The 20,690-nt window shown below is 32.3% G+C and carries 17 protein-coding genes and 1 pseudogene; 8 read left to right on the forward strand and 10 right to left on the reverse strand.

Features of this window, described 5'->3' with window-relative positions; translation table 11 throughout:
• Positions 1–3: 3 nt before the first annotated feature.
• The gene (agrC, locus tag FYJ81_RS12155) at positions 4–1,299 is read left to right on the forward strand and encodes a quorum-sensing sensor histidine kinase AgrC (RefSeq protein ID WP_107524341.1); all 1,296 of its coding nucleotides are present in this window, start codon (positions 4–6) and stop codon (positions 1,297–1,299) included.
• Between the two features lie 12 nt (positions 1,300–1,311).
• Positions 1,312–2,028: a quorum-sensing response regulator AgrA gene (agrA, locus tag FYJ81_RS12160; RefSeq protein WP_019469554.1), complete on the forward strand. Its 717-nt coding sequence runs from the start codon at positions 1,312–1,314 to the stop codon at positions 2,026–2,028.
• Between the two features lie 190 nt (positions 2,029–2,218).
• On the opposite strand, the gene FYJ81_RS12165 is transcribed toward agrA, so the two are convergent.
• The 5 genes and pseudogenes from FYJ81_RS12165 to FYJ81_RS12185 form a co-directional block, all read right to left on the reverse strand.
• Positions 2,219–3,184, reverse strand: coding sequence for a carbohydrate kinase family protein (locus tag FYJ81_RS12165; protein ID WP_107386132.1), 966 nt, complete (start codon positions 3,182–3,184; stop codon positions 2,219–2,221).
• Positions 3,185–4,666 (reverse strand): sucrose-6-phosphate hydrolase, encoded by a 1,482-nt coding sequence (locus FYJ81_RS12170; RefSeq protein WP_192945503.1) that lies wholly within the window; start codon positions 4,664–4,666, stop codon positions 3,185–3,187.
• A gap of 786 nt (positions 4,667–5,452) precedes the next feature.
• Entirely contained in the window at positions 5,453–5,677 is a 225-nt protein-coding gene (locus FYJ81_RS12175) for a sulfurtransferase TusA family protein (RefSeq protein ID WP_019469551.1), read from the reverse strand.
• Positions 5,678–5,702: 25 nt separating this feature from the next.
• Positions 5,703–6,787: pseudogene (locus FYJ81_RS12180) on the reverse strand (YeeE/YedE family protein).
• A gap of 198 nt (positions 6,788–6,985) precedes the next feature.
• Positions 6,986–7,627 (reverse strand): redox-sensing transcriptional repressor Rex, encoded by a 642-nt coding sequence (locus FYJ81_RS12185; protein ID WP_107383585.1) that lies wholly within the window; start codon positions 7,625–7,627, stop codon positions 6,986–6,988.
• Between the two features lie 147 nt (positions 7,628–7,774).
• Here FYJ81_RS12185 and FYJ81_RS12190 point away from each other — a divergent pair, with 147 nt between their 5' ends.
• Together FYJ81_RS12190 and FYJ81_RS12195 are read left to right on the forward strand one after the other, a co-directional pair.
• Complete coding sequence (locus FYJ81_RS12190) at positions 7,775–9,703, forward strand: ABC-F family ATP-binding cassette domain-containing protein (protein WP_154409698.1); 1,929 nt, start codon at positions 7,775–7,777, stop codon at positions 9,701–9,703.
• 345 nt (positions 9,704–10,048) lie between these two features.
• Entirely contained in the window at positions 10,049–11,641 is a 1,593-nt protein-coding gene (locus tag FYJ81_RS12195) for a MutS-related protein (protein WP_107383583.1), read from the forward strand.
• 114 nt (positions 11,642–11,755) lie between these two features.
• Here FYJ81_RS12195 and FYJ81_RS12200 read toward each other — a convergent pair whose 3' ends face one another.
• The 5 genes from FYJ81_RS12200 to tsaE form a co-directional block, all read right to left on the reverse strand.
• Complete coding sequence (locus tag FYJ81_RS12200; protein ID WP_107383582.1) at positions 11,756–12,178, reverse strand: VOC family protein; 423 nt, start codon at positions 12,176–12,178, stop codon at positions 11,756–11,758.
• Positions 12,179–12,514: 336 nt separating this feature from the next.
• Positions 12,515–13,543, reverse strand: a complete 1,029-nt coding sequence (gene tsaD, locus FYJ81_RS12205) for a tRNA (adenosine(37)-N6)-threonylcarbamoyltransferase complex transferase subunit TsaD (protein WP_107386128.1) — start codon at positions 13,541–13,543, stop codon at positions 12,515–12,517.
• The gene (gene rimI / locus FYJ81_RS12210) at positions 13,536–13,961 is read right to left on the reverse strand and encodes a ribosomal protein S18-alanine N-acetyltransferase (RefSeq protein ID WP_394859185.1); all 426 of its coding nucleotides are present in this window, start codon (positions 13,959–13,961) and stop codon (positions 13,536–13,538) included. The genes tsaD and rimI overlap by 8 nt, the downstream gene beginning before the upstream one ends.
• Positions 13,962–13,972: 11 nt before the next feature.
• Positions 13,973–14,635 carry a tRNA (adenosine(37)-N6)-threonylcarbamoyltransferase complex dimerization subunit type 1 TsaB gene (gene tsaB / locus FYJ81_RS12215; RefSeq protein WP_107386127.1) on the reverse strand — a complete coding sequence of 221 codons (663 nt, stop codon included), beginning with the start codon at positions 14,633–14,635 and terminating at the stop codon, positions 13,973–13,975.
• Positions 14,616–15,077, reverse strand: a complete 462-nt coding sequence (gene tsaE, locus FYJ81_RS12220; RefSeq protein WP_107505082.1) for a tRNA (adenosine(37)-N6)-threonylcarbamoyltransferase complex ATPase subunit type 1 TsaE — start codon at positions 15,075–15,077, stop codon at positions 14,616–14,618. The genes tsaB and tsaE overlap by 20 nt, the downstream gene beginning before the upstream one ends.
• Before the next feature lie 587 nt (positions 15,078–15,664).
• Here tsaE and ilvD point away from each other — a divergent pair.
• From ilvD to ilvC, 4 genes are read left to right on the forward strand one after another with little or no spacing between them, the layout of a single operon-like run.
• Positions 15,665–17,353, forward strand: a complete 1,689-nt coding sequence (ilvD, locus tag FYJ81_RS12225) for a dihydroxy-acid dehydratase (protein WP_107383577.1) — start codon at positions 15,665–15,667, stop codon at positions 17,351–17,353.
• Between the two features lie 12 nt (positions 17,354–17,365).
• On the forward strand, positions 17,366–19,156 hold the full coding sequence (ilvB, locus tag FYJ81_RS12230) for a biosynthetic-type acetolactate synthase large subunit (protein ID WP_107383576.1): 1,791 nt from the start codon (positions 17,366–17,368) through the stop codon (positions 19,154–19,156).
• Positions 19,153–19,626 (forward strand): acetolactate synthase small subunit, encoded by a 474-nt coding sequence (gene ilvN, locus FYJ81_RS12235; RefSeq protein WP_107383575.1) that lies wholly within the window; start codon positions 19,153–19,155, stop codon positions 19,624–19,626. Before ilvB ends, ilvN begins: the two co-directional genes overlap by 4 nt.
• Before the next feature lie 46 nt (positions 19,627–19,672).
• Positions 19,673–20,677 carry a ketol-acid reductoisomerase gene (ilvC, locus tag FYJ81_RS12240; RefSeq protein ID WP_019469538.1) on the forward strand — a complete coding sequence of 335 codons (1,005 nt, stop codon included), beginning with the start codon at positions 19,673–19,675 and terminating at the stop codon, positions 20,675–20,677.
• Positions 20,678–20,690 lie beyond the last annotated feature (13 nt).

The raw sequence follows: 20,690 nt of genomic DNA on the forward strand, positions 1-20,690 counted from the left end.
AACATGGCAGTTTTATTTTCATTGATTTTATCATTATTACAAGCAATTATTTTATTTTATACTTTGCGCCTTATAAGTGGTGTTCAATTTATGAAAAAGGATTATATTTCTATTATTGGAATTATAATCCTTTCTGCTATTCTATTTTTTATAATTGAATCAAAAGCTGTACTATTTTTATTCGTTGCGAGCTTAATATTTATGTATTATAAAAACAAATTCCTTGGTATTGTTACTACAATGATTTGTTTTTTCATTTTATATATGGCTAATTTCACAAGTTTGTGGTTAAGCAGTTTAATTGTAGATATAATAGTTGTCAAATATAATTTTTCAATATTTTATGCTATTACTTTCACTATATTTTCATTAATTTATGCATACATAGCAAGATTTTTTATAAAACGACTCTCTTTTTCAGATTTATCTTTGAATAAATTATATTTAATATTAGTCAGTTTATTTCTACTTATCATCTTAGGATTAATATATTTTTATTTACCAAACCAAAATGTTTCATTTGGTGATGCTAAATTTATTTCTATCATGTATGCAGTGGTCATTATTACTACTGCTATTTTAATCATTACTATTTCCTTCAGCATTATACGACAAATTCAATATAAACGTAATATCAAAGAAATAGAAAATTATTATAAATATACGTTGCAAATTGAAAAAATTAATAATGAGATGCGTAAATTTCGACATGACTATGTTAATATACTTTCAACATTATCTGATTATATCCGAGAAGACGATATGGAAGGTTTACGTAAGTATTTTAATGAAGAAATCATACCAATGCAAGATAATATGCAAATGAAAACACTTAAAATTAATGGCATTGAAAATTTAAAAGTTCGTGAAATTAAAGGTTTATTAACAACTAAAATATTACAAGCTCAAGAAAAAAATATAAGATTGAGCATTGAAGTTCCAGAACCAATTGAAAAAATTGATATGCCTATTATCAATTTAAGTAGAGTTATTGGTATTTTATTAGACAATGCCATAGAAGCATCAGAAAAAATTGAAGATGACCCTTTAATTCGCATTGCTTTTATCAAAAATGAAGATGATTCAGTGATGTTTATCATCATGAATAAATGTAAACCTGATATGCCTAGAGTGCATACTTTATTCCAAGAAAACTACTCAACAAAAGGAAAAAATCGTGGTTTAGGATTATCTAACTTAAAGGAAATAACCGATGCAACTTCCAATGTTTTATTAGATACAACTATTGATAATAATTACTTTATCCAAAAAGTAGAAATATTAAATTCTAATTCATAAGGATGTGTAAATATGAAAATATTCATTTGTGAAGATGATGTAAGACAACGTGAAAATATAGTTTCAATTATCAATAATTACATCATGATAGAAGAAAAGCCAATGGAAATTGAAGTAGCTACGTCAGATCCTTATGAGGTATTGGAACGTGCAAAAGAACTTAAGGATATTGGTTGTTATTTTCTTGATATACAATTAGAAGCTGATATTAATGGCATTAAATTAGCAAGTGAGATTAGAAAATACGATCCAGTGAGCAATATTATATTTGTCACAAGTCACAGTGAGCTCACTTATTTAACTTTTGTATATAAAGTTGCTGCTATGGATTTTATTTTCAAAGATGATCCTGATGAATTAAAATCAAGAGTAATTGATTGTCTCGAAACATCAGAAACTCGATTGAAGCTACTTTCAAAAGAAAACACAGTTGAAACAATCGAGCTCAAACGTGGCAGTAATTCTATTTATGTACAATATGATGATGTAATGTTTTTTGAATCTTCTTCGAATTCACATCGTTTGATTGCTCATCTAGACAATAGGCAAATTGAATTTTATGGTAATTTAAAAGAAATCGATAATTTAGATGAACGATTTTTTAGATGTCATAATAGTTTTGTTGTTAATAGACACAATATAGAATCCATTGATTCTAAGTCTCGTATTGTTTACTTCAAAAATAATGAACACTGCTACGCGTCCGTACGTAATGTCAAAAAAATTTAATACATAAATTAGTAGGCAGAGACAATTCATTGTCTCTGCCTATTATCATTAAAGCACACTTCTCAATTTATTGAGTTAGTGGGACTTATACATGCGCTAATGCCCAAATATTCCTTAATCCTTATTATCCCCACACTCATCTTAACGTAATTGGATTCATTGAATAAGATTGCTTTCCACGTTCACTCTTTTAATATTCAAGTACCTCATTAACTTCATCTAAACTAGGTATACTCTCAATCGCGCCATATTTAGTAGTAACTTTTGCAGCAACTATGTTACTAAATTGAAGTATATCTTCACCTTGGAGTTTTAATGCTTCTATTGGATTCACAATATCAGATACTGCCAATCTATTAATTAATGCTCCTATAAAAGCATCGCCAGCGCCAGTAGTATCTATCACTTTCACTTTATAACCAGGGTGATCAATCACTGTGCCATCTTTAAAATGAATTTCTGCACCTTCTTTGCCTTTAGTATAAATAACTGCCTCCACGCTACCTTGGAATAGCCACGCGATGGCCTCTTTTTCAACTTTTTTTCCAGTCACAAATGTCAGCTCTTCGTCTGAAATTTTAAGCACATGCGCTAATGGTAAAAATTCACGAATTGCATTTTTACATTCCGCTTCACTAGTCCATAACGGCAAGCGTACGTTAGGATCAAAGATAATCGTACCATTTGCCGATTTCACCTTATTTATTAACGCTTTATGCGCCTGTTTCATTGGACTATCTACTAAATCAACAGAACAAAAATGTAACATATCATTTTCTGTTACAGTAATTGCATCTATATTGCTAGGCTGGTATAACATATCTGCTGATGGTTTACGATAGAATGAAAAATCACGTTCCCCTTCTTTGGTTAAACTTACAAATGCTAAAGCAGTATTCGCTTCATCTGTACGTCGAATATAGTTTGTATGCACACCAATATTACTTATGGTTTCAACAATCAAATCACCAAATGCATCATTACCTAACTGGGTAATCATTTCTGCTTGCCCACCTAATTTTGTCGTAGTACAGGCAACGTTACAAGGCGCACCACCGACTTGTCTTGTGAACCCTTCAACGTCTTTTAATTTTGAATCTTTTTGATTAGGGATAAAATCGATAAGTGCTTCCCCTATTGCAAGTAAACGTTTCATTTATTGATCATCCTTTATGTCATATTTTGTAAAATTAAGAAAGACTTGGCCAGATTCGGTAGAAGCTTTAAATCCTATGGCATCATCATCTGTGAAAATTCTTGAAGTCATCACACGTTCACCATCATTACAAAATAGTTCAATACTCGATGTATCTACGAACATTTGTAGTTGAGATAATGGCGTATCTAAATACGTGCTACGTGTATTACCATCGACTGGTTCTGGTAATAAGCCACTTTCACTACGATCCAATGTAATTTTTCTTGTTTTTGTATTATAAGCAATAAGTAAAGACTGTGATTTTGAAGCTCTGATTTCAAAATAAATTTCAGTAGCGTCATTTTCCAAAATATCAATAATCAATTCAAATTGTTTACCTTCATATGGATTTAAAAATCGCGTAAACTTATTAGCATAACCTAATGCTGTTTCTTTATTCGTTCTTAATTGTTGAAGTGCTTTAATAGGACGCTGTTTTAAATTACCTTGTTCAATTGTCAAAATACGAGGAATTGTTAAACAGTGCGCCCAACCATCTGAATCTGTAGGATAGTTCACTTCTGGTAAACCCATCCAACCAATGAGTATTCTTTTGCCATATTCATCTGTAAAAGTTTGAGGCGCATAAAAATCAAAACCATGATCTAATTCATGAAAATCACCATGATCCATAACGAGGTGATCTATGTCGTATTGCCCCATAATATAACCAGATTGATAAATATTCCTAAATTTTTCACCTTCTGTTTCAATACCTTGAGGACAAAATAGCAGTAAATCGAAACCATCTAAATTAAAATAATCTGGGCATTCCCACATAAAACCAAACGCCTCAAGTTTTGTTTTTATTTCACCTTGAAATGTCCAATTCACAATGTCTGTTGATTGATATTGAAGTATTCTTCCATATCCTTCTTCATTTTGTGCAGCAATTACTGCATAGTAAATTTCATCTTTCACAAATACTTTAGGATCTCTAAAATGTTGCGTATAGCCTGACGGTGGTGCTGCTATTACTGCTTTAGGAAATTTTTGAACCTCACCATTGTCATGTACCTTAGCTATATGTTGTGTAGACTTTCTATTCCAATTTTCATCTCTATGATTTCCTGTATACATATAATACAAGTTGTTGTTATATGTAAATGCGCTGCCACTATATACACCATGACTGTCATCTTTCGTATCTGGTTTTAGTGAAATTCCTTGATCATCAAAATTTATTAAATCTTTACTTTTATATGTATACCAATATTTCAAACCATGGACGGCTCCTAAAGGAAACCATTGATGTGAGATATAGTAATATCCTTTATAATAAATTAGACCATTAGGATCATTTAACAATCCTGTTTTCGGCTGGATATGAAACAATTGTCTATATTTAGATTGATTCACACGCTCAGTTAATTCGTCCATTGTTTCTTGATTAATATCTTCATAACGTTGATAACGTTCATCTCTTGTCCATTCACTCACTTTATTTCCTCCTATTACAAACTACTACTTTCTGATATTTGTTCTGTCGCAATTCAGTGCATCATAATATCTATGTATTTCATTATCATTATATTAGATTTATCCGATTCATTGATACAAAGCTATGGCTTCCAATGCTACAAAACAATTGTACACGCGGTATGATGTATTAATCGAAATGTGATTCCTGTAACAAGGGCGCCATCAACCAATGGTACTTAAAATGGCATCGACTTTATTCATATAAAAAGTTCCTCACACATCAATTTTTAAATTACTATTTAAATTTGTATAGATTTGTTAACGTCCATAATTTAACTTATCGCATATTATTTTGACGCCATAATTGCACATATTGCCAGTAACTGAATTTATCATCAATTATCTAAAAAATATTATACTTTGATATGCCAATCATATTTTATTTTCACTCTCATTACTTGGCATTGTAAACATCATCTATTTTATCATATTGTATTCCCTTTAAATACTGTTAAAAGTCAAACTCAAACTACTTTGTAAACACAAAAATAATACTGAGTTCAAGAAGCAACTATATACATTATTAGTATTAAAAATATATATCATTCAAAGACGACTAATCTCATTTGCCATTACAACATGTGTCATTCAATATAAGACAATTTTATAAAACAAAATAAAGTCCGAAACATCATAGAATATGTCTCGGACTTTCTCTCAGTGAGCAGTATATAATAAATTAATATTTTTTAATATAACATTAACTTTCATCTTACCCAGTTATTTAAATTTAATGTTATATCATTAAGCTTTCTGAACAGTGATTGTCCATGAAGCATCATCAAGTTGTTCATAATTAGTAACTGGATAACCTTCTTCAGCTGCCCAATTTGGAATTGCTTCAGTTGCTTGAGTACAATCGAAATCAATTTTTAATTCGTCACCATTCTCTAAAGTAGTCATTTTCTTTTGTGCTTCAATTAAAGGAAAAGGACAAACCATACCTACTGTACCTAATTCATATACCATAATGAAATCCTCCTAAAAATAAAATTTATGTCGTTTGTGTTTGTGCGGAAACTGTTTGAGTTGTAGATTTTTGTGCTTTTTTCATCGGCTTAATAAATATGAAATAACTCATAAACCAAGCACCTAGTATCATTGATGCAAGCGCAATCCAGCCTTTCCAAGACATTGTAGCTGTTTCAACTAAACCATTTCCGATAGAACAACCACCTGCTACTGATGCACCAAATCCCATGCATACGCCACCAATAACACTATTGCGGATTGTCTTTTTATCAGGTAGTCTCCATTTAAATTCTCTAGCTCCTTTTGCTGCAATATAAGAACCAGCAAAGATACCTAAAACAAGGAATACACCCCAATCTAATAGTTGAAGATCACCAGTTACAAAAAATTGAACGATATTTGCAGAAGGCGTTGTAATTCCTAAACCGTACATTCTGCCAGTAGATTCACTCACTGGCCAAGCCAATAATGCAATTAGCCCAACTGCAATAGCTGCAACAAAGGGATGGTATTTTTTTCAAATAAATAATAACGAATTCCCGTAAACTTTTGTTTTAATTTGGGTACCGCAAATTTTGGCTTTGGTTTACGTAGCGTTTTAACAACAAATATAACCGTTATAATTGTTAATAATGCGACCCATACCCATGTTGGAATACCAGTTGTTTGAGCCATACTTGTATTTACATTAGTAGGTTTATTGATACCGTTCATTAAAGGTAATAATAAACCAAATTTAGTAGCAGCTGATGTAAATGCATATGCAATAAGTGCTATCCAGCTACCTATCAATCCTTCTCCAGCTCTATACCATGTACCAGTTGCACAACCACCAGCTAATATAATTCCAATACCAAAAATAAATGAGCCAATAACCGTACCTATGATTGGATATGTTGACTCTGGTATTTCTACTAACCCTGTCGAAGTTAGAATTAGCAGTCCAATACTTTGCACTGATATTGCTATTAACAAGGCATAAAACATTTTATTACTTTTTTGAATATACATATCCCGAAATCCACCAGCAAGACAAAATCGTGTACGTTGCATGACAAATCCCAAAAGTCCACCTACGATTAAGCCACTGATTATTAACCACTTCATAACATTACCTCTTTCCGATAAAATCAATAAGAATTATCATATTAGATTTGTACTGAAATTTCAACCTTTATGTTTTCAGGGTTATTCATAGGTATATGTATAAGATGAAGCGGAGCTAGCGAACAATAAAAAAACTTTGTAGAGACAACTAAACATCAATAATGTTTGTGTCTCTACAAAGTTAATATTTAAAAATCATTATTTATTACTATAATTTTTCATAAAGAAAAGTAAAGACTGTAATTCAATCCCTAAATCAATGTGATGAACTTGTACATCTGACGGTGTATAAACACGTGTTGGTGTGAAATTTAGAATCCCTTTAATTCCTGCTTCAACTAATGTATCTGCAACTTGTTGTGCTGCGTTTTCAGGCGTTGTTAATATCACGACATCAATTTGCTCTTGCTTTAATACATCAGTGATTTTTGAAAACGGGCTTACAACCACATTGCCTATTTGTGTTCCTATTACATCATCACGTATATCGAACGCTTCTGTGATAGTCATTTCATCATGAATAGAAAAATTATATGTTAGTAATGCTTTACCTAGGTTCCCTACACCTACGATGGCTATTTTAATTTCATCATTTTCACTTATCTCATTTTTAAAAAAATGTAACAAGCTATCAATATTATAGCCATACCCTTTTTTGCCTAATTCACCAAAATAAGAAAAATCACGACGAATTGTTGCAGAATCAATGTTCAAACCTTCACTAATTGTTTTAGAATTAACTCTGTCTATCCCTTTAGATTTCAAAGTATTGACGAATCTATAATATAACGGTAACCGTTTTAACGTGGCACGAGGAATCTTTTCGCTTTGGTTAGCCAAGATCTTGTCCTCCTATACTATAATCTCTAATTAATCTTATAATTACTTCAACATTATACATTAATACATTATAAAAATAAACACTGGTAGTTTTAACAACACGCAGAATACGGTAGAATGATAATGAATAGAGAGGTGCAAAATCGGATGATATTATTACAATTAAACGACATTACAAAATCATTCGACGGAGAAGATATTTTTAACAATGTAAATTTTGAAGTTAAAACTGGCGAACGTATCGGTATCGTTGGACGTAACGGAGCTGGTAAATCTACATTAATGAAAATTATCGCTGGCGTCGAAGGTTATGATAGTGGTCATATTTCAAAAAGTAAAAATTTAAAACTTGGTTATTTAACACAACAAATGACTCTCAACACAAACCAAACTGTGATTGAAGAAATGTCCAAACCTTTTGAAAATATGAAAAAACTTGAATCTGAAATGAAAAAAGAAACAGATTGGTTAGCACAGCATGCAAATGAATATGATACAGATGAATATAAAAATCATATTGATCGTTATGAATACTTATCCAATGAATTCGAACAACAAGATGGATATCAATATGAAAGTAAGATAAAAACCGTACTCCACGGTCTAAATTTCACTGAATCAGATTTCAGTCGCCCTATTAATGACTTTAGTGGCGGTCAAAAAACAAGGCTTTCATTAGCCCAAATGTTACTAAGTGAGCCTGATTTATTATTGCTAGATGAACCAACTAACCATTTGGATATGGAAACAACGCAATGGTTAGAAAGTTATTTAAACTATTTTAAAGGGGCTATTGTTATCATTAGCCACGACAGATATTTTTTAGATAAAATAGTAAATCAAATCTATGATGTAGCACTTGGAGATGTACAACATTATATAGGTAATTATAAACAATTTATTAAAAAAAGAGATAAGTATTATGAAAAACGCATGCAAGAATATAAACGTCAACAAGATGAAATTAAACGCTTAGAAACATTTGTTGATAAAAATATAGCGCGGGCTTCAACTACTGGCATGGCTAAAAGCCGTAGGAAAATGCTTGAAAAAATGGAAAGAATCAATAAACCAATGGTTGATGCCAAAAGTGCTAATATCCAATTTGATTTTGATCGAAATACAGGTAATGATGTTTTTCATATCAAAGATTTAGATATTGGTTATGAACAGGCAGTTACCAAAGGTATCAACATTGAAGTAACTAAAGGAGACCATATCGCTATTATCGGGCCTAACGGTATCGGTAAATCTACTTTAATCAAGACAGTTGCAGGTATTCAACCAAAATTAAACGGCGAAATTACTACTGGTGCGAATTTAAAAATCGGTTACAATGATCAAAAACAAGCTGAATTTAAATCTAGTAAAACAATACTAGACTACCTTTGGGACCAATACCCATCAATGAATGAAAAAGATATACGTGCAGTATTAGGTAGATTTTTATTTGTACAAGAAGATGTTAAAAAAATCATTAATGACCTTTCTGGTGGTGAAAAAGCTAGATTACAATTAGCTTTGTTAATGCTTGAACGTAACAATGTACTTATTTTAGATGAACCTACAAATCATCTTGATATAGATTCAAAAGAAATGTTAGAACAAGCATTGGATAACTTCGAAGGAACGATTTTATTTGTTTCTCACGACCGTTATTTTATTAATCAACTTGCAAACAAAGTTTATGATCTAGACACTCATGGTGGCACAATGTATTTAGGTAATTATCAATATTTTATAGAGAAGAAAGAAGAAAACGAAGCGATTCAAGCTAAAAAAGAATATGAAGCTTCACATCAGACAAAACCGATAGTGACCCAAAACGATAATTATATTGATCAAAAACTTCAAAAACGCGAACAACGTCAAATTGAACGCCAAATTGATGAATGTGAAACCGAGATAGATAACTTTGAAACTAAAATTAGTGAAATCAATGAATTGCTTACTTTACCAGATATATATAGTGATCCAGAGGAAGCAAATCGTTTAGCCAAAGAGAAAGAAAATAGCGAACAAGCATTAGAACAAGTCATGTCAAAATGGGCAGAATTACAAGAAAAGTTAATTTAAAACTAATTTTAACTATAAGTACGAAAAATGATTTTTTCATTTTTCGTACTTTTTATTATTATTTTACACATTAACTATTCACAGCTTTAACCCTATCATCAAAGCTATCCACAGAGTTATCCTATTTATCCACAAGTAAAATGTAACTTTTCAACCGTTGAATATTCAGAAAACAATGCATATCCACACATTTGCCCACGACTTATCAACAAGTTATACACTAATTGTTGATAAGTACGCACGTTCTCTATTGACATATATCACCACTTAACATATCCAGCTATTTGTGAATCCATTTATTTCATGACATAATAAAACATATTAATTTAGTATGAGGTGAAACTTATGTATCCTATTTTTTGGTTCCTAATCGCATTAATAATTGGAACAACACTGTTATTTATTATCACGACAATCATTGCCAATAAAAAATTAAAACATGATATCAAACCTTTATGGTCACTAAGAAAACCTTTGGAATCTTTTGTTCGACCTAATCATAGGTATAGTTATCAATTTGATACATATAAACACCAATTTGATGAAACAAATCTTATAGATGATAAAACTTACGCTGATTTGAATTTAAATGCCCTTTTCGACAACATGAATTTTAATTTTTCTGCAATTGGCGAAATGCGCTTGTATGCAACCTTAAGAAAGATGTTTACGATTCATAATCAAGCTTTAATTCAAAAATTTAAAAATGATGATATTTTTCGTCTTAAAATATCAACCCACCTTGCTAAAATAGGTAAAGCGATTTATCCAACGTTCCCTGATCAATTGACTACAGTGAAACGTAATCATTTTTTTATGTTGACTACGTATTTTCCGTTAGCCTTTTTGCTATTTACATTTTTAAAACCTGAAATCGGTATACTTTTAACTATACTTGCTGCTATATTCAATATGATTTTGAGTGGCATACTTAGAAAAACGTTTGATCAAGATTTGAACTCTTTATTTTATACGTCAAATGTTATTAAAAAAGCTTATGCAATTCATAAAATAGATGGTGCGCCTACCATAGATGTTGACTTTAATCATTTTAAGGCTGCTCGTAGGCTAAGCGGTCTTCTAGGAAGAGTAAATACAGCAGAAGATTCTATGATATTTGCATTTTTATTTAAAGCAATATTTATGTTGGACTATCATATCTTCCATTTAATACAACATAGCTTTAAAAAATATGAATCTGAAGTTATGGCTTGTTATGAATATATAGGTAGCATAGACAATCATTATGCAATAGCATTGTGGAGAGAAACGCTATCACAATATGCATTGCCTCAAGCAAGTAATGATGATTCAGTAGAATTTGAAGCACTTACGCATCCATTACTTGTCAATGCTATTTCTAATGATTTAGAAATCAATAGCCATATATTATTAACTGGGTCAAACGCGTCAGGCAAATCAACTTTTATGAAAGCAATCGCCTTAAATCTTTTATTAGCTCAAACGATAAATACAGTTACTGCAAATTACTTCAAGTATAAACCTGGTTTAATTTTCACTTCTATGGTGAACCAAGATGATATCTTGTCTGGTGATAGTTATTTTATGACAGAAATCAAATCTATTAAGCGATTATTTGATTTAAAAACAGAGGATAAAATTTATTGCTTTATAGACGAAATATTTAAAGGAACCAATACAACTGAACGTATCGCTGCTTCTGAATCCGTGTTAAATTATTTAGGTAATAGCCAAAATTACGAAATCATAGCTGCGACTCATGATATTGAATTAGCCACGTTATTAGAAGATAATTTCAAAAACTTTCATTTTAATGAGATTATTTATGAAAATGAGATCGCTTTTGATTATAAAATTAAAGCTGGAAAAGCAGATACAAGAAATGCTATTGAATTATTAAGAATCTTAAAATTCCCTAATCAAGTTTATACGCGAGCTAAAGCATCTTCCACTTAAGTCTTTGAAATCTTAAACCTAATAACATAATCATAAATGCGTTTATGAATGCAAAAAAAAAAGAACAATGAAGTTTGCATTTACTTCATTGTTCCTTTATTTAGTTTAAATATTTTATTCAGCATTAATCATCCAAGTAACACCAAAAGGATCATTAAACATACCATATAATTCTGACCACTCCGTTTTACCTAACGGCATTGCCTCTTCACATCCAGCTGCTATAGCATTATTAAAAAAATCAATAGCTTGTTGCTTATCCGCTTCATTACTATGATCGAATGTAAATGTTACAATCGCACCACTATTATCGATTTTTTTATTTTTCCATGTGTCACTGCAATAAAATGTTTCACCTAAGACTTTAAATGAAGCATTCATTGTAAAGTTTTTATCTACTTGGAATTCTTCTGGCATATCTGTAAACATTTCATGGTCACCACCAATACGTTGAATATCTGTGGCACCTAAATTTTTTTCATAAAAGTCTAATGCTGCTAAACTATTTTCAAAATTAAAATACTGAACTGATTTCATTTATAAGACGCCTCCTAATAATGTAATGCTTATTTACATTATTCTATATAGTATGACTATATATTAAAATATATACCCATTTTTTAATATTTAAACATTTGAGCTTGATTAAATTGATAAAATCAATCCTTTATCTTTTTCTGAAAGTCATAGTAGTAAATTTCAAAAAAAGTAGAAACATAAATCAAATCACTGTTTGATTTAAAATTCCTACTCCAACATTTCCAGTATTAGTAATTAACATACTTTGTGCGCATTTAATAAGTACATTGTGATACTCAGTTAAAACTACACTATGATTTGTTATTACATATTTAAATATTTACAATACCAATTTTAATTATTTAATGAAAATTGTTCAATATCCATATCGTTAAATCCATTTAATGACATATCTCCAACTAACCCTGCTTGATATAAATAATGTGCTGCAGCACCAATCATTGCAGCATTATCTGTACAAAGGTTTGGGCTTGGTATACGCAAATTGGTATCATAATCCTTACATGCTTTATTAAGCGCTGCCCTTAAACCTTTATTACTCGCGACACCACCAGCTACAATTAACTGTTTCACATCATAAGCCTCACAAGCTGACACTGCTTTTCCAACTAATACTTCTACAACACTATTTTGAAAACTCGTTGCAACATCTTCAGGTTTTATTTCAGACCCTTTTTGTCGTAAATTATGCAATTTATTTATCACTGCACTTTTCAACCCGCTAAAACTAAAGTCGTAACTATTTGCCTCTAACCAAACTCTTGGAAAGTTATAACAATCTTGACCATTTGCTGCTAATTGATCAACTTGCGGACCACCTGGATAACCTAAGCCAATCGTTCTTGCAACTTTATCATAGGCTTCACCAACAGCATCATCTCTAGTTTCTCCTATAACTTCAAAATTCAAATGATCTTTCATGTATACAAGTTCTGTATGACCTCCTGAAACGATTAAAGCTATTAAAGGAAATTGTAATGGTTGTTCTAAATGATTTGCATAAATATGCCCTGCAATATGGTGTACAGGTATCAATGGTTTATCATAAGCAAAAGCTAACGCTTTAGCTGCATTGATTCCTACTAGTAATGCACCTATGAGCCCAGGGCCTTGTGTTACAGCAACTGCATCTATATCTTCCATTGTTACTTTTGCTTCATTTAATGCTTGGTCAATTGTCGTTGTAATGCCTTCCACGTGGTGCCTGCTAGCGACCTCAGGTACCACACCTCCAAAGCGTTTATGACTTTCAATCTGACTTAATACAATATTACTTAAAACCTCTGTGCCCTGTTTAATAATACTAACACTCGTTTCATCACAGCTTGATTCAACTGCTAAAATCAATGTTTGCTCACTCATTTAAATTCACCCACATCACTATCGCATCCTCACCTTCACCATAATAATTTTTACGTTTACCACCAAATTGAAAGCCTAAATTTGTATACACATGTTGTGCAACCTCATTGTCTACACGAACTTCTAAGCTCATTATTTCACATTTGGTTTGTACATAATTCATCGCATATTTTAATAATAACTGTCCTAAACCATAACCTCTATATGTTTCATCTATGGCAACTGTTGTAACCTGAGCTTGATCTATCACTATCCAAATACCAATATACCCAATAATCATACGATTATATTCAATAATAAAATAATGTGCAAACTCATTTTGTTCTATTTCATGATAAAAAGCATCAATCGTCCAACTACTGTCGTTAAAACTATTTCTTTCAATATCAAATACTTGAGGTACATCGCTCAAAGTCATCAAACGTATATTTAACTCTTTTTCTGTTGGTTTAACCAATTTCTTTCAGCCTCTGATAATTTAATATAGTTTGGTTTAAATTGATGTATATCGTCAGTAGTTTCAATTAAATGTTTCATATATTTTGCTTTTGGTAAGTTGGGTATGCAATCACTATCTAATAAATCTTTTACTTTTTCAGTATCTATGCCCACAAATACATAGGGTTTCCCCAATCTATGTAATAAGTTGAGAAGTTCTTGTATTGGTAAATATTGATCTTCTTCTATTTGAACCAATTGATTTTCATTATATTGATAAACGCCAGTGTAAACCGCTTCTCTACGTGCATCAAATATTGGAACCAATAGTCGTTCGTCATCTTGAACAGTTGCAGCAAGCGCTTTTAGTGAAGATACACCGTATAGTTCAGCATTCAATGCATAAGCTAAAGTTTTAGCAACGGTTACGCCAATTCTAAGACCAGTATATGAACCAGGTCCTTGTGCAACAATAATAGCATTTATTTCTTCTTTTGCTATTTCACTCTCATTTATCAACTGTTGAATGGCTGGCATTAACTGAGTAGAATGATTTTGCTTCACGTTAGTATTGATTTCACCTAATACTACATTATTTTGCATTACTGCAACAGACAACGGTTGATTCGATGTATCAATCAACAGATATATCATGTTCAACAACCTCCTTTAACTTTTGGTAATGTTCACCGACTGCTTTTATCTCTATTTGTCTTTTCGTTTCATTTATAGTTTTAATATTTATAGTTAGGTGATTATTTGGTAAAAATGATTCAATAAATTCACTCCACTCAATCAATGTAACAGCTTCATCTTCAAAATATTCATCAAATCCCAAGTCTTCTTCACTATCTTCTAATCTATAGCAATCCATATGATGTAATTTAAATGCATTACCTTGATAAGATTTAATGATATTAAACGTCGGTGAATTTATATTTCGTTTTACACCTATGGCTTTACCAATAAATTGCGTTAATGTAGTTTTACCAGCGCCTAAATCACCATTTAATAAAATAATGTCCCCTGTAGATAAATGTTTCGCTAACACTTCTGCAAAATGTGCCATACTTTCTAAATCATTTATTTTAATCATATGCCTCTCCTTTTTTAGCAACAGTTCCAAATTAATTTAGTTAGGGTCGCTTATACTTGAGCTTCGCACAAGTATTTCTATTTACTTTCAAAATATTGTTGATGGATAAAAATGACTAATATATTTAATAATTACATCAGCGCTTAATGATTATCTGCTTCTTTAAAAACTTTATTATCATTAAATTAACTATTATAGTTTAACAAATTTTTTCTTATTTTACTTCAAACTAAAACAAGTTCCAACATTTTGGAATTATTTGAATTGATAGAAAATTTAAAAAAATCATTGACAGTAGAAGTTCAGTATAGTAAATTTAATTTATCGAATTTTTAGACAATTCAATTTAACACATTAAAAGATAAACCATTCTAACGGAAAGGAGCATAATGAGATGACCAAATATACAATGCAATACCAACCAACAACTTCAAATATTTTAGTCATTTTATTATGCTATTAGGACTGGAACTTTAGTAAAGAATCTACTAAATGTTTAAGTCCTATTTCTAGTTGAATGGGACTTGAAAGCGTCCCAATTATTTATTGGGACGCTTTTTTATTTTCAAATTTATGGGGGAATTAATATGAGAAGCGATATGATCAAAAAAGGAGATCATCAAGCTCCAGCAAGAAGCCTTTTGCATGCAACAGGTGCTTTAGAAAAACCAACAGATATGAATAAGCCTTTCGTAGCTATATGTAATTCATACATCGACATTGTTCCAGGGCACGTTCACCTAAGAGAATTAGCTGATATTGCTAAAGAAGCAATTCGCGAAGCAGGTGCCATCCCCTTTGAATTTGACACAATCGGTGTAGATGATGGTATTGCAATGGGACATATTGGAATGAGATATTCACTGCCATCTAGAGAGGTTATCGCTGATGCAGCAGAAACAGTCATCAATGCACACTGGTTTGATGGTGTGTTTTACATACCAAACTGTGACAAGATTACACCTGGCATGTTATTAGCTGCTGTAAGAACCAATGTTCCTGCTATTTTTTGTTCAGGTGGACCTATGAAAGCAGGTTTATCATCACAAGGCAAAGCTTTAACACTTTCTTCAATGTTTGAAGCTGTCGGAGCATTTAAAGATGGTTCAATTTCAAAAGATGAATTTTTGGATATGGAACAAAATGCTTGCCCTACTTGTGGCTCATGTTCTGGTATGTTTACAGCAAATTCAATGAATTGTTTAATGGAGGTTTTAGGCTTAGCTCTCCCATATAATGGTACAGCTCTTGCAGTAAGTGAACAACGTAGAGAAATGATTAGAGAAGCAGCATTTAAACTAGTCGACAATATCAAAAATGACATTAAACCAAGAGACATTGTAACTAAAGAAGCAATTGATGACGCATTTGCTTTAGATATGGCTATGGGGGGTTCTACCAATACAGTATTACACACATTAGCAATTGCAAATGAAGCAGGTATTGATTATGACTTATCAAGGATTAACGAAATTGCGAAAAAAACGCCCTATTTGTCAAAAATAGCACCTAGTTCTTCCTACTCTATGCATGATGTACATGAAGCTGGTGGCGTTCCAGCAATCATTAATGAATTATTTAAAAAAGAAGGTACACTTCATCCAGACAGAATCACAGCTACAGGTAAAACACTTCGTGAAAATAACGAACAAAAAGAGATATTAAATAGTGATGTTATCAGACACCTTGATAATCCTTACGATAAACAAGGTGGCCTTTCAATCCTATATGGTAACTTAGCTCCTAAAGGTGCAGTCATAAAAGTCGGCGGTGTAGATCCTTCAATTAAAGTCTTTAAAGGAAAAGCGATTTGTTTTAATTCACATGATGAAGCCGTTGAAGCAATTGATAATCACGTAGTACGTGAAGGTCATGTAGTTGTGATTAGGTATGAAGGCCCTAAAGGTGGTCCTGGAATGCCAGAAATGTTGGCCCCTACATCATCTATTGTAGGAAGAGGATTAGGTAAAGACGTTGCATTAATCACTGATGGTAGATTTTCCGGGGCAACACGAGGTATTGCTGTTGGACATATTTCACCAGAAGCTGCAGCGGGTGGCCCTATCGCTTTAATTGAAAACAACGACGATATTACAATTGATTTAACAAACAGAACATTAAATGTAGAAGTTACAGAAGAAGTGTTAGAATCTAGAAAGCAAAACTTGAAACCATTTAAAGCAAAAGTGAAAACAGGTTATCTTGCACGCTATACAGCGTTAGTAACGAGTGCTAACACTGGTGGTATTATGCAAGTACCTGAAGATCTCATTTAAGGAGTGAGTATGATGTCTAAACAAACTGAAATACTTGAATATGAAAAATCAGAAAATTTAGATTATTTTGAAACAGCAGAGACAATTGAACCCGAAGTTGAATTAGAAAAAGAAACAATTGATGAAATGAAATCTGGTTCAGAATTATTAGTAGATTCACTTGTAAATGAGGATGTAGATTTTATATTTGGTTACCCGGGTGGCGCTGTACTTCCACTATATGACACATTTTATGACGGGAAAATTAAACATATTCTAGCAAGACATGAACAAGGCGCTTCACATGCTGCTGAAGGTTATGCCCGTGTTTCTGGAAAAACTGGTGTTGTTGTTGTTACAAGTGGACCAGGAGCAACAAATGCAATCACTGGTATTGCAGATGCTTATAGTGATTCATTACCGCTTGTCGTTATCACAGGTCAAGTTGCTACAGCTGGTATAGGTAAAGATGCTTTCCAAGAAGCAGACTTGCTTTCAATGACCACGCCGATAACTAAACATAACTATCAGATTAAAAATGTAAATGAAATTCCAAAAATAATCCACGAGGCATTTCACGTGGCTAACACAGGAAGAAAAGGACCAGTAGTTATTGATTTTCCTAAAGATATGGGAATCTTATCTACTAACGCAGAAATTTCAAACGAATTAAATCTACCTGGCTATTCAGTACCTAATCAACCAGACAAAACAGAAATTCAAAAATTACGTGATTATTTAAAAACTTCTAAGAAACCTGTTGTTTTATCAGGAGCTGGTATAAATCACGCTAAAGCAAATGAAGTTTTCACTGAATTTGTTACACGACATCAATTGCCTGTAGTTAGCACTTTATTAGGTTTAGGTGCCATACCATATGAAAATCCCCTATTTTTAGGCATGGGAGGTATGCACGGATCATATGCCAGCAATATGGCATTAACTGAGTGCGATCTACTCATAAACTTTGGTAGTCGTTTTGATGACAGACTTGCTAGCAAACCGGATGAATTTGCACCTAATGCAAAAATTGTTCATATCGATATTGATCCATCAGAAATTAATAAAATAATCAAGGTTGATCTAGGCATCATTGCGGATTGTAAGGCAACATTAGAAGCTTTACTAGAATTCGATAGCTATTCAATCAACCATGATGACTGGTTAGAAAAATGCTTTAACAATAAAGCAGAACAACCTTTTGCATACAGTGAAGACCCTGATGGTACGTTTTCAAAACCACAACGCACAATTGAGTATATAGGAGAAATTACACAAGGTGATGCAGTAGTTACTACTGATGTTGGTCAACATCAAATGTGGGTTGCCCAGTACTATCCATTTAAAAATCATGGACAATTAGTTACGAGTGGTGGCTTAGGAACAATGGGATTTGGCATACCTGCAGCAATCGGTGCAAAGTTAGCTCAACCTGATAAAACAGTTGTGGCCTTTGTCGGCGATGGCGGTTTCCAAATGACCAATCAAGAATTAGCAATACTAGAAGAATACGGTTTAGATATAAAAGTTGTAATTATCAATAATGGTACGTTAGGTATGGTTAAGCAATGGCAAGATAAATTCTTTAACAAACGTTTCTCTCATTCTGTCTTTAATGGACAACCCGATTTCTTAAAATTGGGTGAAGCATACAATGTTAAAGGTTTCCTTATCGATGATCCAACACATTTAGAAGAACAACTAGATGCTGCTTTCAAACATGATGGTCCTGCATTAATTGATGTTCGTATCTCACCTATCGAACCAGTTAACCCAATGGTTCCTAGCGGTAAAGCTAATTATGAGATGGAGGGATTATTATGAGACGCACATTTAGAACAAGAGTTTTAGATAAAGCTGGTACTTTAAATAGATTAACGAGCATCTTTGTTCGCAGACAATTTAACATTGTCACGTTATCAGTTACACCTACTAGAGAAGATGGCGTTTCCAACATAACATTCGTAGCAGAAATTCCAGATTCAGATGTTCTAAGAAACCTAATTAGTCAATTAGAAAAACAAATAAATATCATTGATGTAGAAGATATCACTGATACTAACACTTACAACAGAGAATTGGTGCTTGTGAAATTAGAAACACCAAGCAACCATCAAGATTTACAAAAAGTAATTAAACCTTATGATGCGCTAGTCTCTATTTTAAAAAATGAAGATCCTTATACCTATCTACAAGCATCAGGTCCACAGTATACAATGGATAATTTATTAGACGATCTATCATCATATAACATTGAACAAGTTTCAAGAACTGGTTCAGCCGGTTTAGTTTAAAACACAAGTCACCAAACTATAATTTAAAAACATGGAGGATTTTATTATGACAACAGTTTATTATGACCAATCAGTAACGAAAGATGCATTACAAGGTAAAAAAGTAGCTATCATTGGCTATGGTTCACAAGGACATGCCCATGCTCAAAACTTAAAAGATAACGGCTATGACGTGATTATTGGCATCAGACCAGGGCGTTCATTTGATAAAGCAAAAGATGATGGTTTCGAAGTATATCCTGTAAATGAAGCAGCAAAACAAGCTGATGTCATCATGGTATTATTACCAGATGAAATTCAAGGACAAGTATATAAAGAAGAAATTGAACCTAATTTAGAACCAAATAATGCACTTGTTTTCGCACATGGATTTAATATTCACTTTAATGTTATTCAACCACCTGAAACAGTAGATGTATTCTTAGTAGCACCAAAAGGACCTGGACATTTAGTTAGACGTACCTTTACCGAAGGAAGCGCTGTACCTGCCCTATTTGCAGTTGAACAAGATGCTAGTGGAGAAGCTACTGATTTAGCATTAAGTTATGCAAAAGGTATTGGCGCAACACGTGCTGGCGTTTTAGAAACATCATTTAAAGAAGAAACTGAAACTGACTTATTTGGTGAACAAGCTGTACTTTGTGGTGGTACAACAAAACTAATTCAAACTGGTTTTGAAACTTTAGTTGAAGCTGGTTATCAACCAGAAATTGCTTACTTCGAAGTATTACATGAAATGAAATTAATTGTTGATTTAATGTATGAAGGTGGCATGGAAAACATGCGTTATTCCATCTCAAACACAGCTGAATTTGGTGACTATGTATCAGGACCACGCGTAATCACTCCAGATGTTAAAGATAATATGAAAGCAGTACTTAACGATATCCAACAAGGAAACTTCAGTGATCGTTTCATCAAAGATAATGAAAATAATTTCGAAGAATTCCATAAACTACGTGAAGAACAACACGGACATCAAATTGAAGCGGTAGGTAGAGACTTACGTGAAATGATGCCGTTCATTAAATCCAAGAGTATTGAAAAATAACTAGTTATATGAT

This window comes from Staphylococcus sp. McC-251-APC-3A2, from assembly GCF_009695665.1.
Classification (GTDB): Bacteria; Bacillota; Bacilli; order Staphylococcales; family Staphylococcaceae; genus Staphylococcus; species Staphylococcus cohnii.

Excerpts from the sequence above, each read along its gene's own strand:
- tsaE (WP_107505082.1), bottom strand. The coding sequence starts at position 15,077 with ATGATTAAAATAAATGATTTAGAAAGTATGGCACATTTTGCAGAAGTG.
- tsaB (WP_107386127.1), bottom strand. The coding sequence starts at position 14,635 with ATGATATATCTGTTGATTGATACATCGAATCAACCGTTGTCTGTTGCA.
- ilvC (WP_019469538.1), top strand. The coding sequence starts at position 19,673 with ATGACAACAGTTTATTATGACCAATCAGTAACGAAAGATGCATTACAA.
- FYJ81_RS12190 (WP_154409698.1), top strand. The coding sequence starts at position 7,775 with ATGATATTATTACAATTAAACGACATTACAAAATCATTCGACGGAGAA.
- FYJ81_RS12175 (WP_019469551.1), bottom strand. The coding sequence starts at position 5,677 with ATGGTATATGAATTAGGTACAGTAGGTATGGTTTGTCCTTTTCCTTTA.
- tsaD (WP_107386128.1), bottom strand. The coding sequence starts at position 13,543 with ATGAGTGAGCAAACATTGATTTTAGCAGTTGAATCAAGCTGTGATGAA.
- ilvB (WP_107383576.1), top strand. The coding sequence starts at position 17,366 with ATGTCTAAACAAACTGAAATACTTGAATATGAAAAATCAGAAAATTTA.
- rimI (WP_394859185.1), bottom strand. The coding sequence starts at position 13,961 with ATGACTTTGAGCGATGTACCTCAAGTATTTGATATTGAAAGAAATAGT.
- FYJ81_RS12165 (WP_107386132.1), bottom strand. The coding sequence starts at position 3,184 with ATGAAACGTTTACTTGCAATAGGGGAAGCACTTATCGATTTTATCCCT.
- agrA (WP_019469554.1), top strand. The coding sequence starts at position 1,312 with ATGAAAATATTCATTTGTGAAGATGATGTAAGACAACGTGAAAATATA.
- ilvD (WP_107383577.1), top strand. The coding sequence starts at position 15,665 with ATGAGAAGCGATATGATCAAAAAAGGAGATCATCAAGCTCCAGCAAGA.
- ilvN (WP_107383575.1), top strand. The coding sequence starts at position 19,153 with ATGAGACGCACATTTAGAACAAGAGTTTTAGATAAAGCTGGTACTTTA.
- FYJ81_RS12195 (WP_107383583.1), top strand. The coding sequence starts at position 10,049 with ATGTATCCTATTTTTTGGTTCCTAATCGCATTAATAATTGGAACAACA.
- FYJ81_RS12200 (WP_107383582.1), bottom strand. The coding sequence starts at position 12,178 with ATGAAATCAGTTCAGTATTTTAATTTTGAAAATAGTTTAGCAGCATTA.
- agrC (WP_107524341.1), top strand. The coding sequence starts at position 4 with ATGGCAGTTTTATTTTCATTGATTTTATCATTATTACAAGCAATTATT.